Annotated in this window: 14 protein-coding genes; 11 read left to right on the top strand and 3 right to left on the bottom strand. The window is 72.9% G+C overall.

The genetic code is table 11. The features are described from left to right. Positions 1 to 51 precede the first annotated feature (51 nt). Entirely contained in the window at positions 52 to 981 is a 930-nt protein-coding gene (locus OG730_RS23960; RefSeq protein ID WP_327306164.1) for a D-alanyl-D-alanine carboxypeptidase family protein, read from the top strand. A 247-nt stretch (positions 982 to 1228) separates the two neighbouring features. Continuing rightward, positions 1229 to 2158, top strand: a complete 930-nt coding sequence (locus tag OG730_RS23955; protein ID WP_327306163.1) for a D-alanyl-D-alanine carboxypeptidase family protein — start codon at positions 1229 to 1231, stop codon at positions 2156 to 2158. 113 nt (positions 2159 to 2271) lie between these two features. On the opposite strand, the gene OG730_RS23950 is transcribed toward OG730_RS23955, so the two are convergent. Continuing rightward, positions 2272 to 2772 (bottom strand): hypothetical protein, encoded by a 501-nt coding sequence (locus tag OG730_RS23950; RefSeq protein ID WP_327306162.1) that lies wholly within the window; start codon positions 2770 to 2772, stop codon positions 2272 to 2274. Positions 2773 to 2863: 91 nt separating this feature from the next. On the opposite strand from OG730_RS23950, the gene OG730_RS23945 reads away from it, so the two are divergent. After that, on the top strand, positions 2864 to 3550 hold the full coding sequence (locus OG730_RS23945) for a pyridoxine/pyridoxamine 5'-phosphate oxidase (protein WP_327306161.1): 687 nt from the start codon (positions 2864 to 2866) through the stop codon (positions 3548 to 3550). A gap of 87 nt (positions 3551 to 3637) precedes the next feature. Here the strand turns inward: OG730_RS23945 and OG730_RS23940 are convergent, their stop codons facing one another. Continuing rightward, positions 3638 to 4078, bottom strand: a complete 441-nt coding sequence (locus tag OG730_RS23940; RefSeq protein WP_327306160.1) for a Zn-ribbon domain-containing OB-fold protein — start codon at positions 4076 to 4078, stop codon at positions 3638 to 3640. Between the two features lie 252 nt (positions 4079 to 4330). Here OG730_RS23940 and OG730_RS23935 point away from each other — a divergent pair, with 252 nt between their 5' ends. From OG730_RS23935 to OG730_RS23920, 4 genes are all read left to right on the top strand, one after another. Continuing rightward, positions 4331 to 5551, top strand: coding sequence for a flavin-containing monooxygenase (locus OG730_RS23935; RefSeq protein ID WP_327306159.1), 1221 nt, complete (start codon positions 4331 to 4333; stop codon positions 5549 to 5551). A 159-nt stretch (positions 5552 to 5710) separates the two neighbouring features. Further along, positions 5711 to 6052, top strand: coding sequence for a DUF5713 family protein (locus OG730_RS23930; protein WP_327306158.1), 342 nt, complete (start codon positions 5711 to 5713; stop codon positions 6050 to 6052). Positions 6053 to 6309: 257 nt separating this feature from the next. Beyond that, positions 6310 to 8544 carry an acetate--CoA ligase family protein gene (locus OG730_RS23925; protein WP_327306157.1) on the top strand — a complete coding sequence of 745 codons (2235 nt, stop codon included), beginning with the start codon at positions 6310 to 6312 and terminating at the stop codon, positions 8542 to 8544. Positions 8545 to 9100: 556 nt separating this feature from the next. Continuing rightward, on the top strand, positions 9101 to 9913 hold the full coding sequence (locus tag OG730_RS23920) for an enoyl-CoA hydratase/isomerase family protein (RefSeq protein WP_327306156.1): 813 nt from the start codon (positions 9101 to 9103) through the stop codon (positions 9911 to 9913). A gap of 30 nt (positions 9914 to 9943) precedes the next feature. Here the strand turns inward: OG730_RS23920 and OG730_RS23915 are convergent, their stop codons facing one another. Next, complete coding sequence (locus OG730_RS23915) at positions 9944 to 10726, bottom strand: VOC family protein (protein ID WP_327306155.1); 783 nt, start codon at positions 10724 to 10726, stop codon at positions 9944 to 9946. Between the two features lie 316 nt (positions 10727 to 11042). On the opposite strand from OG730_RS23915, the gene OG730_RS23910 reads away from it, so the two are divergent. The 4 genes from OG730_RS23910 (at position 11043) to OG730_RS23895 (ending at position 14940) form a co-directional block, all read left to right on the top strand. After that, on the top strand, positions 11043 to 11708 hold the full coding sequence (locus OG730_RS23910) for an HD domain-containing protein (RefSeq protein WP_327306154.1): 666 nt from the start codon (positions 11043 to 11045) through the stop codon (positions 11706 to 11708). Then, positions 11696 to 12817, top strand: coding sequence for a GlxA family transcriptional regulator (locus tag OG730_RS23905; protein WP_327306153.1), 1122 nt, complete (start codon positions 11696 to 11698; stop codon positions 12815 to 12817). The genes OG730_RS23910 and OG730_RS23905 overlap by 13 nt, the downstream gene beginning before the upstream one ends. Positions 12818 to 13351: 534 nt before the next feature. Further along, positions 13352 to 13969, top strand: coding sequence for a flavin reductase family protein (locus tag OG730_RS23900; protein ID WP_327309389.1), 618 nt, complete (start codon positions 13352 to 13354; stop codon positions 13967 to 13969). Between the two features lie 68 nt (positions 13970 to 14037). Continuing rightward, positions 14038 to 14940 carry a hypothetical protein gene (locus tag OG730_RS23895; protein ID WP_327306152.1) on the top strand — a complete coding sequence of 301 codons (903 nt, stop codon included), beginning with the start codon at positions 14038 to 14040 and terminating at the stop codon, positions 14938 to 14940. The last annotated feature ends 49 nt before the right edge of the window (positions 14941 to 14989 follow it).

Below are 14989 nucleotides of genomic sequence, written 5' to 3'. Positions count from 1 at the left end.
CTCGGTGTCCACGGCCCCTACGGGGAACTCCAGCCATCACGGGGAACTGACTTGATATCGAACCTGCTGCGGCGCTCTCGCGCCGCTCTCGCCATCACCGTCGCGACCGGCGCCATCCTGACGGTCGCCTCGCCGGCCCAGGCCGTCTCCGGCCCGCCGACCCTGGCCGCCTCGGCCTTCGTGATGGACGGCACCACGGGTGCCACGCTCTCCAGCAAGCTGGGCGACACCAAGCGCGAGGTCGCCAGCACCACGAAGATCATGACGGCCTACGTGGTCCTCACCACGCCGGGCCTGGACCTCAACAAGCGGGTCACCATCCAGCAGGAGCACTTCGACTACATCGGGCGGGAGGGCGCGAGCTCGGCACACCTGAAGGTCGGCGCTACCCCGACCGTCCGCCGCCTCCTGTACGGGATGATGCTGCCCTCGGGCTGCGACGCCGCCTACGCACTGGCCGACACCTTCGGCTCGGGCACGACCCGTGCGGCCCGCGTCGCGGACTTCATCGCGAAGATGAACGCCAAGGCGAAGACCCTCGGCATGGCCAACACCACGTACGACAGCTTCGACGGCATCTCGCCCGCGGGGAAGGGCGTCTCCACCGCCCGCGACCTCGCGAAGCTCACCCGCGCCGCGATGAAGGGCACCACCTTCAAGGCGATCGTGAAGACCGCCTCGTACAGCAGCGACGGCAACTCCACGGACAAGACGTGGCTGAACAGCAACCTGCTGATCAAGCCGGGACACGTCTACCAGACCCCGGGCGCCATCGGCGTCAAGACGGGTTCCGGCACGATCGCGGGCCAGTGCCTCGTCTTCTCCGTGACCCGCAACGGCAAGACGATCATCGGTGTCCTGCTGAAGTCCGACGACCGCTACCCGGACGCGATCAAGCTCACCGACTGGGCCCTCGGCCCGGCCGCCGGCGCCACGACCAAGCGCACCGCCACCGAGCACATCCCGGACGTCCTCGACTGATGTCGTGACGCCGCCCTGACGCCCTGCTGAAGCACGCAGACGTCCACGGGGGCGCTCCACCCGGCCTCTCCGGCCGGGCGGAGCGCCCCTTTTCGCCGTCCTCCGGGACAACCCGGGCGCGGGGCTCGCACACAAACACGACGCGACCGATCACCTTGTCGGTCCGGCTGCGTAAGCTCCCTGAGGGGCCGGGCACCCAGGTGTCCACGACCCCCTCGGGGAACCTCCAGCCATCACGGGAACTGACTTGATATCGAACCTGCTGCGGCGTTCTCGCGCCGCCCTCGCCGTCACCGTCGCCACCGGCGCGCTCCTGACGGTCGCCTCGCCGGCCAACGCGGTCGCCGCGCCGCCGACCACCGCCTCCTCCGCCTTCGTGATGGACGCCTCCACAGGCGCCACCCTCACCAGCAAGGCGGGCGACACCAAGCGTGAGGGGGCCAGCACCACGAAGATCATGACGGCTCTGGTCGTCCTCACGAGGTCGAGCCTCGACCTCGACAAGAAGGTCACGATCCAGCAGGAGCACCTGAACTACGTCGCCAGGGAGGGCGCGAGCACGGCCTACCTGAAGGCCGGCGCCACCCCGACCGTCCGCCAGCTGCTGTACGCGATGATGCTGCCCTCGGGCTGCGACGCGGCCTACGCGCTCGCCGACACCTTCGGACAGGGCTCGACCAGGGCGGCACGCGTCCAGAGCTTCATCTCGAAGATGAACACCAAGGCGAAAGACCTTGGTATGACCAACACGCACTACGACACCTTCGACGGCATCTCGCGCGGCAACAACTACATCACCGCGCGCGACCTCGCGAAGCTCACCCGCACCGCGATGAAGTACACCCACTTCAAGGCGATCGTGAAGACCACCGCGTACAGCAGCGGCGGCACGTCCACCGTCGCCACCTGGAAGAACACCAACCTGCTGATCCAGCCCCGTCCCGGCGGGTACGCGGTCCCGGGCGCCATCGGCGTCAAGACCGGCACCGGCACGGCTGCGGGCAAGTGCATCGTCTTCGCCGTGACCCGCAACGGCAAGACCGTCATCGGCGTCCTGCTGAAGGACGAGGAGCGCTACGCGGACGCGATCAAGCTCATCGACTGGGCCGCCGGCCCGTCCACCACGTCGACGCTCCAGCGCAGCGCCACCGAGCCCATCCCGGACGTCCTCGACTGATGTCGTGACGCCGTCCTGACGTCCTGCTGAAGCACGCGGGCGTCCACGGGGGCGCTCCACCCGGCCTCTCCGGCCGGGCGGAGCGCCCCCGTCGTGCATTGCGCCCTACGTTCCTAGTACTGCCAGCGGGGCTGCGCGCCGTCCATGCGGCAGTAGATCATCCGCCCGTTCGCGGCGTGGGTGGAGCGTCCGACGTCGGCCTTGCGGCAGAACTGACCGGCCTTGTAGCAGTTCCCGGCGTTGGAGACGATCTCGCAGACCCCGCTCGGAGGTTCCTGCGGCGTCTTGCTCGCGACCGGCGGCTTCGCCGTGCTGCGGCTGGGCTTCGGGGCCGGCTTCGCATCGGCGGGAGCCGGGGTCCGGGTCTGCGGCGGGGCCTTCGTCGGAGCCGGTGCCGGCGCCGCGGAGGTGGGCGGGGACGAACTGGCGGGGGGTGAGCTCGCCGGTGCGGAGGTGGCCGGTGCGGAGGTGGCCGGGGCGGAGGTGGCCGGGGCGGAGCCCGACGGGACGGCCGGGGCCCCGCCACCCCCCGACGCGGGCCCGCAGGCCACCGCGACTCCGGCAACGACCAGCGCCACCAGGGCTCTTCGTATGACGCCAACCCTCTTGTCCATTCCCATGTCTCCCCACCCTCACGACTCACGCAAAGCAGATAAACCGCACACATCGTAGTGACGACCGAGCCGCATGGTGTTCGATTGAGAAATGACGAGTGAGCCGAGCGACATGAGCGTCCCGAGCGACTTCCACGCCACCCTGCACTCCCTGCGCGTCTGGGACGGCCCGCTGCCCTCCTTCGACCCGGCCACCGCGCCGGCCGAGCCGCTCGAACTGTTCCGGGAGTGGTTCACGCACGCCGCCAAGGCAGGGCAGCCCGAGCCGCACACGATGAGCCTGGCGACGGTGGACGCGGACGGGCGGCCCGACGTACGGACGCTGATGCTGCACGACGCCGACGAGCGCGGCCTGCACTTCGCCTCGCACGCCACCAGCGCGAAGGGCCGCCAGCTCGCCGGGCGGCCGGACGCGGCGCTGGGCTTCTACTGGCCTGCCGTGGCCCGCCAGATCCGCGTCCGGGGACGGGTCACCGCCTGCGACGCGGTGGAGAGCCGGGCCGACCTCGCGGCCCGCACGCGCGGGGCGCTGGCGGCGGCGCTGACGGGGCGGCAGAGCGAGGTGCTGGCCTCCCGGGAGGAGCTGGCCGCCGCGGCGGCGCGGTCCTGGGAGCGGGCCGGTGCGGAGCCGGACGCCCCGGCGCCGACCTGGACCCGGTACGTCCTCGCCCCCATGGAGATCGAGTTCTTCCAGGGGGACGCCGCCCGCCTCCACACCCGCCTCCACTACACCCGCACGCCCACCACCCCCTGGACCCGCCACCTCCTGTGGCCGTGACGCCCCGGGCGCGTGGCGGCGGCCCGGCGGCGGTCCTGCCGGCGGCCGTGGATGCGGCCGTGCCTGCGGCCGTCAGGCCGCCGGCCGTCAGGCCGCCGGCTCCGCCGGAGTGAAGACCGCCACCCAGATCCCCTCCGCCGCCTCGCGGAAGGTCACCACCAGGTCCATGCCCACCCGCAGCTCCGGCCCCGGCGCACCCACGACCTCGGTCATCATGCGCGGGCCCTCCGCCAGCTCCACCACCGCCGCCACGTACGGCACCCGCTCCCCGAAGGGCGGCAGGTCGTTCCGGTGGATCACCGACCAGGTGTACAGCGTGGCCCGCCCGCTCGCCGTCTCCCAGGCCACGCGGTCCTCCCCCGCCCAGCAGGCCGGGCAGAACTCCCGCGGGTAGTGGTGCGCCTTGCCGCATTCCGCGCAGCGGCGCAGCAACAGCCGGCCCCGCGCCGCCGCGTCCCAGTAGGGCCGCGTGAAATCGTCGATCTCCGGCAGGTCGAACCGCGCAGCCGTACCGGCTCCAGTACTCATGACACCACTCCTCCGGGGAACCCGCGCCCCTCACCTGACTTGACCTGACGTACCGTCAGTTCACCGGATCCCGCCGCATCCCACAAGCCCCCACCGCCGGAGCCGACCCCAGGGCCCCACTCCGGCCCCCACCCCCGGGGCCCACCCCCGGGGCCCACCCGCACCGCCCCGCCACTCCCCGTAATCGATCCGCAACCGATTCCCTCCTCGTCCGAGACCCACCGCCCCCGTACGGCGATACGCTCACACCTCATGCCCGGAGTCCCCGCAGCACCCGACCTGTCCACCCAGCCCCGCCCGGTCTACGTGATCGGCGCCGGCCCCGGCGGCCTCGCCGTCGCCGCCGCGCTGCGCGCCCGCGGGGTCCGTGCGGTGGTCGTGGAGAAGTCGGAGTCGGTCGGCGCTTCGTGGCGGAGGCACTACGACCGCCTCCACCTGCACACCACGCGCCGCCTCTCCGCCCTGCCGGGCCTGTCCATACCGCGCCGCTTCGGACGCTGGGTGGCTCGCGAGAACGTGGTGCGGTACTTGGAGAAGTACGCCGAGTTCCACGAGCTGGAGATCGCCACCGGCATCGAGGTGACCCGCATCGAGCCCACCGCGGACTCCGTCCCCGACGGCACGGACGCCCCCGGCGCCCCCGGCGCCCCCGGCGCCCCCGGCTGGACCCTGCACGCCACCGGCGGCCGCGTCATGGCGGCGCGGGCGGTCGTGATCGCGACGGGCTTCAACCACACCCCCTTCGTGCCCGACTGGCCCGGCCGGGACGCCTACCCGGGCCCCCTCGCGCACGCGGCCGAGTACCGGAATCCGGCCCCCTACGCCGGCCGGGACGTCCTCGTCGTCGGCGTCGGCAACACGGGCGCCGAGATCGCCGTCGACCTCGCCGAGGGCGGCGCCTCCCGGGTGCGGCTCGCGGTGCGCACGGCCCCGCACATCCTGCGCCGCTCCACGGCGGGCTGGCCCTCCCAGCGGACCGGGATCCTGGTCCGGCGCCTACCCGTCCGGCTGGTCGACCGGCTCGGCGCGATCGTCGGCAGGGCCTCGGTCCCGGACCTGTCCGCGTACGGGCTCCCGCGCCCCACCACCGGCCTGTACAGCAGGGTCAAGCAGGGGGCGATCCCGATCCAGGACGTCGGCCTGATCGACGCGGTCCGCACGGGCCGGGTGGAGCCCGTGGCCGCCGTCGACTCCTTCGACGGAGCCGAGGTGGTCCTCGCGGACGGCTCCCGGATCACCCCGGACGCCGTCATCGCGGCCACCGGCTACCGCCGCGCCCTGGAGGGCCTGCTCGACGGCCTCGACGTACTGGACGACCGCGGCCGCCCCCGCACGCACGGCGCCAAGACCCCGCCCGGCGCCCCGGGCCTGTACTTCACCGGCTTCACCAACCCGATCAGCGGCAACCTCCGCGAACTGGCCCTGGACGCGGAGAAGATCGCCAAGTCCATCGCCCGAGGGGTCCGCACCTAGGTCGTGCGGCTCGACGTCAGCCGTGGAACCAAACGGTCGGCCCGAGGGCTGGCACACGACGTGGGCCCGCTGTCAGTGGTCCGGTGCACCATCGGAATGCCGGACGGACGGACGGACGGACCGACCGCCGACGGAACCGACGGGACCACGGGGGACATCATGTCGATCACCAACCAGCAAGCGGCGGCCCGCTCCTTCCTGAAGCCGCTCTACGCGGACGCGTACTACCCGGATCACGTCCTCGACAAGGGCCGGGAGATCCTGCTCCGCCTCTGCGCGCGCATCGAGGCCGAGCAGCCCCCGCACCTGGCCGCGCTGTACGCGCTGACGGGGGCGGCGACCGAGGAGTTCAACCTGCTGGAAGCGGAGTTCGAGGCCGCCGGGAGCGAGATCGAGACCGTGGCGCGCGAGGAGATAGCCGAGGACTTCGCGTTCGTGGCCTCCGCCTACGGATTCCCGGACGCGGACATCGAGGAGCTCATCGCCCCCCGCGACTGGTGAGCACCCGGTGAGCGGCGCGGCCCACACGCCCTCTGACCTCGGCCGAATACTGGTCTGGACCGGCCCCCGGCAATCTGAGACCGTTCCCTGAACGGCCCGGACACCGCACCCGGAAGCCGGGCCGTGGGCGTTCCACACATCACCTCCACCAGCTTTCCTGTGCATCCCTGTTCCTGACGGCACGTCAGTTCAGTAATCTGACTACGCGTCAGTTATTGAGATTCGTCGAGGTTCATCGAGCAGGAGCGGGCGGAACGATGCTTGGATCTACTCACGGCACCCTCACCACCGACTTCCGCGCACGTGTCGAGGCCTGCGGGGAGACCCCCAGGACGGCCGTCCACTCCACAGCGGCCCCGTCCGCCGAGGACACGGTCGCGCTGGACGTCAGCGGTCGGCCCCTGCACGCCGACGCCCCCGACCTGGACCGGTTCTTCCGGCCCGAGTCCGTGGCGGTCATCGGCGCCTCGGACGCCGACGGCAGACCGAACACCGGCATCACCCGCCAGCTCATCGCCTGGGCGGAACGCGTCGGCGCCCGGCTGCACCCCGTGCACCCCACCCGGGCCACGGTCTTCGGGCTGCCCTGCCACGCCTCCGTGGCCGACCTGCCCGAACAGGTGGACCTCGCCGTCCTCCTGGTCGCCGACCCGCTGCCCATCGTGGAGCAACTGGCGGAAGCCAAGGTCAAGTTCGCCGTCGCCTTCGCCTCCGGCTTCGCCGAGACCGGCGACGAGGGCGCCGCCGCACAGGCCCGCCTGGGCGCCGCCGTACGCCGCTCCGGCCTGCGCCTGCTCGGCCCCAACACGAATCTCAACGCCTTCGAGAAGTTCCGCGACGACCTCGACGGCCCGGCCATCGCGCTCATCACCCAGTCCGGCCACCAGGGCCGGCCGGTCTACACCCTCCAGGAGCTGGGCATCCGCCTCTCCCACTGGGCGCCCACCGGCAACGAGGCCGACCTCGAGACCTCCGACTTCATCTCCTACTTCGCCGAGCAGCCCGAGGTCGGGGCCATCGCCTGCTACGTCGAAGGCCTCAAGGACGGCCGGCAGTTCCTCCTGGCCGCCGACCGGGCCGCCCGCAACGGCGTCCCCGTCGTCGCCGTCAAGGTCGGCCGCACCGAGACCGGCGCCCGCATGGCCGCCTCGCACACCGGGAAGCTCACCGGCGCGGACACCGTCGTCGACGCCGCCATGCGCCAATTCGGCGTCATCCGGGTCGACGGCCTCGACGAACTCCAGGACACCGCGGCCCTCCTGGCCCGCGCCCGCAAACCCCTCGCCGACGGAGTGGTCGTCTACTCCATCTCCGGCGGCACCGGCGCCCACTTCTCCGACCTGGCCACCGAGGCGGGCCTCAGCATCCCCACCCTCTCCCAGGCCAAACAGGACGAACTGCACCAGTGGATCCCCTCCTACCTGGGCGTCTCCAATCCCGTGGACAACGGCGGCCACCCGGTCGGCGACTGGCGCGGCCGCAAGATCATCGACGCGATCCTCGCGGACCCCTCCGTAGGAGTCCTGATCTGCCCGATCACGGGCCCCTTCCCCCCGATGAGCGACAAACTGGCCCAGGACCTGGTGGACGCGGCCGAACAGACGGACAAACTCATCTGCGTGATCTGGGGCTCCCCGGTCGGCACGGAGGAGGCCTACCGCACCACCCTCCTCGGCTCCTCCCGGGTCGCGACCTTCCGCACCTTCGGCAACTGCATCACCGCCGTCCGCGCCTACCTGGGCCACCACCGCTTCACCGCCGCCTACCGCTCCCCCTTCGAGGACGCCCCCCGCACCACCTCCCCCTCCTTCCGCAAGGCCCAGGCCCTCATGCGCCCGGGCCAGCAGCTCAGCGAGCACGCGGCGAAGCAGCTCCTGCGCGCCTACGGGATCCGGGTGCCCCGCGAGCAACTGGTGACCAGCGCCGCAGCGGCCGTACGGGCGGCCGGACTGGTCGGATACCCGGTCGTCATGAAGGCCTCGGGGCCCCAGCTCGCGCACAAGACGGAACTGGGACTGGTCAAGATCGGCCTGACCTCGGCCAGCCAGATCCGGGACGCCTACCGCGAACTGACGGACATAGCCCGCTACGAGAACGTCCCGCTGGACGGGATCCTCGTCTGCCAGATGGTGGAACGCGGAGTCGAGATGGTCGTCGGCGTCACCCAGGACGACCTCTTCGGCCCGACCGTCACGGTGGGCCTGGGCGGAGTCCTGGTGGAGGTGCTGCACGACGTGGCCGTACGGGTGCCGCCCTTCGGCGAGGACCAGGCGCGGGCGATGCTCGGGGAGCTGCGCGGGCACGCACTGCTGGAGGGCGTACGGGGGGCGCCCCCCGCCGACGTCGACGCGCTGGTGGAGGTCATCCTCCGGGTCCAGCGGATGGCGATGGAACTGGGCGACGAGCTGTCGGAGCTGGACATCAACCCGCTGATGGTGCTGCCGCGGGGTCAGGGGGCGGTGGCGCTGGACGCGCTGGCCATCTGCCACTAGTTGTTGACGCGCCGGACTCCGTCCGACGGTGACCGGGCGGGGCTACCGCCACCGCCGTCCCGGCGCGGGGCCCGGTGGGCGGGTGCGGGTGGTTGCCCTGCGGGGCGAGGTCCCCTACCCGCCCTTCCACCGTTCCCCGGGCGCTGCCCGGACCCCGGTCCTCAAACGCCGGACGGGCTGAGAGGAACGGGGCCCCGGGCTGCGCCCGGACCCCCTGGGGCTCCGCCCCAGACCCCGGTCCTCAAACGCCGGACGGCTGGAGTGGCGCGAGCGGTGCAATTTCCCCTCAGCCGGGGCCGGGGCTGCGTACCGGGGCCGGGGACGGGGGCGGGGTGGGGTGTTGGCCGGGACGTAAAGCGTGATTTGTGGCGCGAGAACACGCCGGGCCCTGTCAAGGCAGGCACAGGGCGCCTAAATCATGCAGTCCAGGCCAACACCCCACCCCGCCCCCGGCACCGACCCCCCACCCGCAGCCACCGAGCCCCAGCAACACCCCAGCCCCGCCGGCGCTTGAGGCGCAACGCCGCCGCACCCGAACCCACGAACAGGAGCCACCATGACCGGCACCCCGGAGGACACCGTCCTCCACCGCTTCGAGAGCGGCGTCAGCTGGATCACCCTCAACCGCCCGGAGGCCATGAACGCCGTCAACCGGGACCTGCGCGAGCGCGTCATCGGCCTGCTCGCCGAAGCCTCCGCCGACCCCTGCGTGCGGGCCGTCGTCATCACCGCCACCGGCAAGGGCTTCTGCGCCGGCGCCGACCTCCGCCCGGCCCCCGGCGCGCCCGCCACCCCCGCCGAGCGGGTCGTCGGCGACGTGGCCCGCATGATCCGGCTCGGCGCGCAGCGCCTGATCACGGCCGTGCTCGACTGCGAGAAGCCGGTCATCGCCGCCGTGAACGGCACCGCGGCCGGCCTCGGCGCCCACCTCGCGCTCGCCTGCGACCTCGTCATCGCCGCCGAACCGGCCCGCTTCATCGAGGTGTTCGTCCGCCGCGGCCTCGTCCCGGACGCCGGCGGCGCGTACCTCCTCCCCCGCCTCATCGGCCCGCAGAAGGCGAAGGAGCTGATGTTCTTCGGGGACGCCGTCCCGGCGGCCGAGGCCGAGCGGCTCGGCCTGGTGAACAAGGTGGTTCCCGCCGAGGCGCTGGAGGAGACCGCCCGGGAGTGGGCGGAGCGCCTCGCCCAGGGCCCCACCCGGGCCCTGGCCCTGACCAAGCAGCTGGTCAACGCCTCCCTGGACAGCGACCGGGCGACCGCACTCGCCGCCGAGGCCACCGCCCAGGAACTCAACATGTCCACGGCGGACGCGAACGAGGGGGTCGCCGCCTTCGTGGAGCGCCGCACCCCGAAGTACCTCGGCCGGTAAGGCCATCAGGACGGACAGGACGGGCAGGCGCTACGTCCGCGGGTCCGGCGTGAGCAGAGCGAACACCGCTCCCGTCGGGTCCGCCGTCCACGCCATCCGCCCGACCTCGGGGACATCCGCGGCGGGCATCAGCACCGAGCCCCCGCCGCCCCGCACCGCGGCCACGGTCGCGTCCACGTCGGCGACGTTGAAGTAGGGAATCCAGCACGCGACCTCACCCGCGCCCCCACCCTGCGGCGCCACCCCGCCGAAGGAGCCGTCCTCCTGGTCCCCGTCGGCGATGCTCAGCACCCGGTAGGTCATCCCGGGTGCGTCCATCTCGGCCGAGCGCCACCCGAAGAGGCCCGCGTAGAACTCGACGGCCGCGACCGGGTCGGGGACGTGCAGCTCCGCCCAGACCAGGGTGTTGACCTCGGAGGTCAGCCCCAGACCGGCGGTCTTCCCCGGCTGCCAGCACGCGAACTCCGCGCCCTGCGGGTCGGTGAACTGCGCCAGCCAGCCCTCCCCCATGACGTCCCCGGGCTCCACGCGGACCACTCCGCCGCCCGCCGTGACGGCCGCAGCCGTCTCCTGGATGTCGGGGGTGTGGAAGTGCAGCATCCACGCCGGGGTGGCGCCCTCCTCGGTGAGCGGCCCGAGGGCGGCGACGGTCTTGCCGCCGACCTGGAAGAAGCCGTAGCCGCCCGCCTCGGGGCCGAGGGAGAGGAACTCCCAGCCGAAGACCGCGGTGTAGAACGAGACGGCCCCGTCGGTGTCGGGACTCCCGAGGTCGAGCCAGTTGGGCGAGCCCTTGCGGAATTCGGTGCCGAGCATGAGGTTCCTCCAGTGCGTGCCTGCGTGCCGCTGCTGCCAGGTCCGGGTCCGGGTCGGGGTCGGGGTCCTGCCCCCGGTCCCCGGTCCCCTGTCCCCTGTCCCCTGTCCCCGGTCCCCCCGCCACGATGCCGAGCCCGTACCGGCCCCGCGCCCCGGGGAGCTCCGCACGACGGTGGAATCACCCGTACGGCCGCGCCACGCGCGCACCCGTGTCCGTATCTGTGGGATGTACGACCACACGGCCATGGCGGGAGGCCGCACGGACCCCGAAGACTGGTGGAGAACCCGCGGAAGACCAGGAAGGGACGACGAGACGATGACGGCACAGACGAACGACGCACTCCCCCACCCGCTCCGGGCAGCGGCACCCGTACCCGACTCGCGACTGGCGAAGGAGGCGACCGAGCTGGTCCGCGACAGCGTGGGCGAGCTGCTCTACGACCACTCCCGCCGCGTGTACTTCTTCGGCAGCCTCCAGGGCCGCCGCCTCGGCATCGAGGCGGATCCCGAACTGCTCTACGTGGCCGCGATGTTCCACGACCTCGGTCTCACGGAGCCCTTCCACGCCAGCGGCCGCCGCTTCGAGGTGGACGGCGCCGACGAGGCCCGCCGCTTCCTGCGGACCCACGGGGTTCCCGAGGACGCGGTGCGCCGGGTGTGGACGGCGATCGCCCTGCACACCACCCCGGGCATCCCCGAGCACATGGAGCCCGAGGTGGCCCTGGTGACGGCCGGCGTGGAGTACGACGTGCTCGGCATCGGCTACCACGACCTCGCCGAGGCGGACCGCGCGGCGGTCGTCGCCCTGCACCCGCGCCCGCGGTTCAAGGAGCGCATCCTGCGCGCCTTCGCCGACGGCGTGGCCCCCAAGCCCGGCACCGCCTTCGGCAACGTCAAGGCGGACGTGCTCGCGCACCACGTGCCCGGTTTCGAGCGCGAGGACTTCGTACGCCTGATCCTGGACTCCCCGTGGGCCGAGTAGCGGTCCACCCCGTCGTCATCGTCGCCTTCGACGGCGTGCAGCTGCTCGACGTCACGGGTCCCGCCGAGGTGTTCGCCGCCGCCAACCTCCACGGTGCCCGTGCCCGCGGCCCCTACGAGGTCCGGATCGTCTCCCCGGACGGGTCCGACGTCCGCACCTCCTCGGGCATACGCATCGGCGTGGACGGCGGCCCGGACAGCCTGCCGGCCCGGCCCGGGACCCTCGTCGTACCCGGCCGGAGCGACTGGCGGCGGGCCGTCGCCGATCCGGCCCTGACGGGCCTGGTGGCCGGGCTCGTGCTCCGCTCGCGCCGGGTCACCTCGGTGTGCGCCGGGGCCTTCGTACTGGCGGAGACCGGGGTGCTCGACGGGCGGCGGGCGGTCACGCACTGGAGGCTCGCGGCGCAGCTCGCGGCCGCGTACCCGCGGGTGCGCGTGGAGGCGGATCCGGTGTTCGTCCAGGACGGGCACGTCGTCACCTCCGCCGGGGTGACCTCCGGCATCGACCTGGCGCTGTCCCTGGTCGAGGAGGACCACGGGCCCGCCGTCGCCCGGGAGGTCGCGCGGGAGCTGGTCGTCTTCATGGCCAGGCCCGGCGGCCAGTCCCAGTACAGCGCCCGCCTGACCCCGCGCGAGGCCCGGCATCCGGTGCTGCGCACGGTCATGGACGCCATCGGGGCCGATCCGCGGCTCGCGCTCGACGAGGTCGTCCGGGACGCCGGCGTGAGCGGCCGGCACCTGGCCCGGCTCTTCCGCTCCGAGACCGGGATGACACCGGGGCAGTACCTGGAATCCGTACGCCTCGAGGCCGCCCAGGCCCTGCTGGAGGCCGGTGACGACCCGGTGGACGCGGTGGCCGAGCAGTCGGGGTTCGGCTCGGCCGAGACGATGCGGCGCGTGTTCCAGCACTCCCTGGGCCTCGCCCCGACCGCCTACCGCGCCCGCTTCCGCAGCACGCGCACGTCCCCGCCGTCCGGCTCGCCGATCAGCACGAACAGCTCCGGCTCCGCCGCCGTGCCCGCCACCTCCCGCACCAGTGACGCCTCGTCCCGCTCCGGGGAGGCCTTCTCGCACTCCGGCACCGCGAGGACCACGGCCGCCCGGTCGTAGAGGCGGTCCGCTTCCCGGGGCTTCCACGTGCCGTGCCCCGAGCAGCGGTCGACCACCTCGAAGCCGTCGTCCACCAGGAGCTTCTCCGCCACCACCGCGCCCTGCGCGTCCAGTTCCAGGCGGACGCCGGCGCCGGTCCACACGCCGATGTAGTCGGCCCGCGACAGGACCGGCGGCCGGTAGGGCCCGGACCTCGACGGCCAGGCCGAGCCGCCGGCGAAGGCCCCCACGACGGCCACCGCGGCCACCCGGAGCACCCAGCGCCGTACCGAGGACTTCGTCCACTGCCGCATCCGCGCGGCCGCGGCCACCGCCACCGGCAGCACCCCGGCGGCCGTGAGCCAGCCGCACGTGGCGGCGTACGGAGCGCTCGTCAGCAGGGCCACCGGGGCCGCGTACACGGCGCTGCCGGTCCCCACAGAGCCCCCCCCCGGATCATTGATTGAACACGTTCAATTCAGGGTGGACCCTACACCCCCCTTCCCATCTGACGCACCGTCAGCTTCAATCGGAAGTGTGATGGGACACGCAGGGATGGCGGCCACCGTCGTCCGATACCTCAGGTCAGTCGGCTCCCTCCCCTCCGCCGCCGCGGAGCCCGGGACCGAGCCCGTCGAAGCACTGCCCCGCCCGGATCTGCGGGCCGTCGGCGAACACGAGCGCGCGCCCGTCAGCCCCGCCGAATTCCGGGTCGTCCTCGGGAACTTCGCCAGCGGGGTCACGATCATCACCTCGCCGCCCGGCGAGGGGGAGGACGGTCCGGCCGGCTTCGCCTGCCAGTCCTTCGCCGCGCTCTCCCTCGAACCCCCGCTGGTCACCTTCATGGTGGCCCGTACGTCGACCACCTGGCCCCGCATCGCCCGCACCGGGGTGTTCTGCGTGAACGTCCTCGGCGCCGAACAGGGCGACCTGTGCCGGGCCTTCGCCGTCAGCGGCGCCGACAAGTTCGCCGGGGTCGCCCACACCCCGGCCCCCGCCACGGGATCGCCGCAGCTCGACGCGGTGCCGGCGTGGATCGACTGCCGGATCCACGCCGTGCACACCGGCGGCGACCACCTCATCGTGGTGGGCAAGGTCGAGGCCATGGGCGCGGCCGGCGAGGGCGAACCCCTGCTCTTCCACAAGGGCCGCTTCGGCCGCTTCACCGACTGACGACCCACGGGCCGAGCCCGCCCGCCCGCCCCGCCGCTATCCTGCGGATCTCGAACGGGCGGGGGATCATGGGGCACACGTACTACGAGCCGGGTCGCAGCAGGTGGACCGGCATCACGGGCTGGCTGATGGTGGCAAGCGCGGCCGCCGCGATCGGCTGTTCACTGACCCCGGTGTCCCCGTACCCACCCCTGACCGCCGAGCTGGCCTTCGCCGGCGCCTCCGCGCTCTTCGCCTGCGGCTGGGTCGTGGCCTCCTGCCGGGCACGCATCGGCCCGCTGGACAAGCCGTCTCCGCCGGCCGGCTACCGGCGCGGGGACGGACAGCTGGCCTACCTCTTCGCCATCGGCGTGCCGTTCGCCGTGGCCGCCGCCCTCGTGGTGCTGTTCACCGGCTCCAGTGCGGACGGCAAGGAGATCGAGCGGCTGGAGCGGGCCGGGTACGACAGCGGCAAGGTGGAGATCGTCCGGCTGGCCGGCGAACCGGTGCACACCCCGCCCACCGAGGACAGCCACGGCTCGTACGACACGGACCTCGTCGTCCGCGTCCCCTTCGACAGCGGGCCCCGGGACGTCGCCCTGAAGGGGTACACCACAAGCCGATTCCCCGAGCCGGGCATGCGGGTCGCCGCCCATTTCGCCCCGGCCCACCCCGAAGAAGGCGTGGCGGAGCACCCCGCCATGACCCGTGCCTGGCTCGGGTCCCCCATCGCCGCGTTCTTCGGCCTGCTGTGGTCCGGCGTCGCGGCAGCCATCACCAAGTCGTTCATGGACCCGTCGGACATGAAGAACCTGCGCCGTTTCCGGCCCGGCACCCACCTCCCGGCCCTCGCGATCCTGCTGTGCGGCCTCGTCCTGCTCCTGCCCGTCGCCCTCGAATTCCAGGTCTCCGGCTACAACCGGCTGCCCGCCTTCCTCGCGAGCCTGACCCCGCTGCTGGCCCTGACCTGGCTGGTCAAGCGGCGGTACTGAAACACGCCGCGGCCGGCCCCGCTCCAGGAGGAGGGCCGACCGCGGAACC

It is taken from the genome of Streptomyces sp. NBC_01298, from assembly GCF_035978755.1.
Classification (GTDB): Bacteria; Actinomycetota; Actinomycetes; order Streptomycetales; family Streptomycetaceae; genus Streptomyces.
This window is presented reverse-complemented; position numbering and strand designations above follow the sequence as displayed.

Coding starts and splice junctions, on each gene's coding strand:
- OG730_RS23940 (WP_327306160.1), bottom strand. CDS start 4,078: ATGAGTACTGGAGCCGGTACGGCTGCGCGGTTCGACCTGCCGGAGATC.
- OG730_RS23935 (WP_327306159.1), top strand. CDS start 4,331: ATGCCCGGAGTCCCCGCAGCACCCGACCTGTCCACCCAGCCCCGCCCG.
- OG730_RS23925 (WP_327306157.1), top strand. CDS start 6,310: ATGCTTGGATCTACTCACGGCACCCTCACCACCGACTTCCGCGCACGT.
- OG730_RS23930 (WP_327306158.1), top strand. CDS start 5,711: ATGTCGATCACCAACCAGCAAGCGGCGGCCCGCTCCTTCCTGAAGCCG.
- OG730_RS23910 (WP_327306154.1), top strand. CDS start 11,043: ATGACGGCACAGACGAACGACGCACTCCCCCACCCGCTCCGGGCAGCG.
- OG730_RS23920 (WP_327306156.1), top strand. CDS start 9,101: ATGACCGGCACCCCGGAGGACACCGTCCTCCACCGCTTCGAGAGCGGC.
- OG730_RS23900 (WP_327309389.1), top strand. CDS start 13,352: ATGGCGGCCACCGTCGTCCGATACCTCAGGTCAGTCGGCTCCCTCCCC.
- OG730_RS23950 (WP_327306162.1), bottom strand. CDS start 2,772: ATGGACAAGAGGGTTGGCGTCATACGAAGAGCCCTGGTGGCGCTGGTC.
- OG730_RS23915 (WP_327306155.1), bottom strand. CDS start 10,726: ATGCTCGGCACCGAATTCCGCAAGGGCTCGCCCAACTGGCTCGACCTC.
- OG730_RS23945 (WP_327306161.1), top strand. CDS start 2,864: ATGACGAGTGAGCCGAGCGACATGAGCGTCCCGAGCGACTTCCACGCC.
- OG730_RS23895 (WP_327306152.1), top strand. CDS start 14,038: ATGGGGCACACGTACTACGAGCCGGGTCGCAGCAGGTGGACCGGCATC.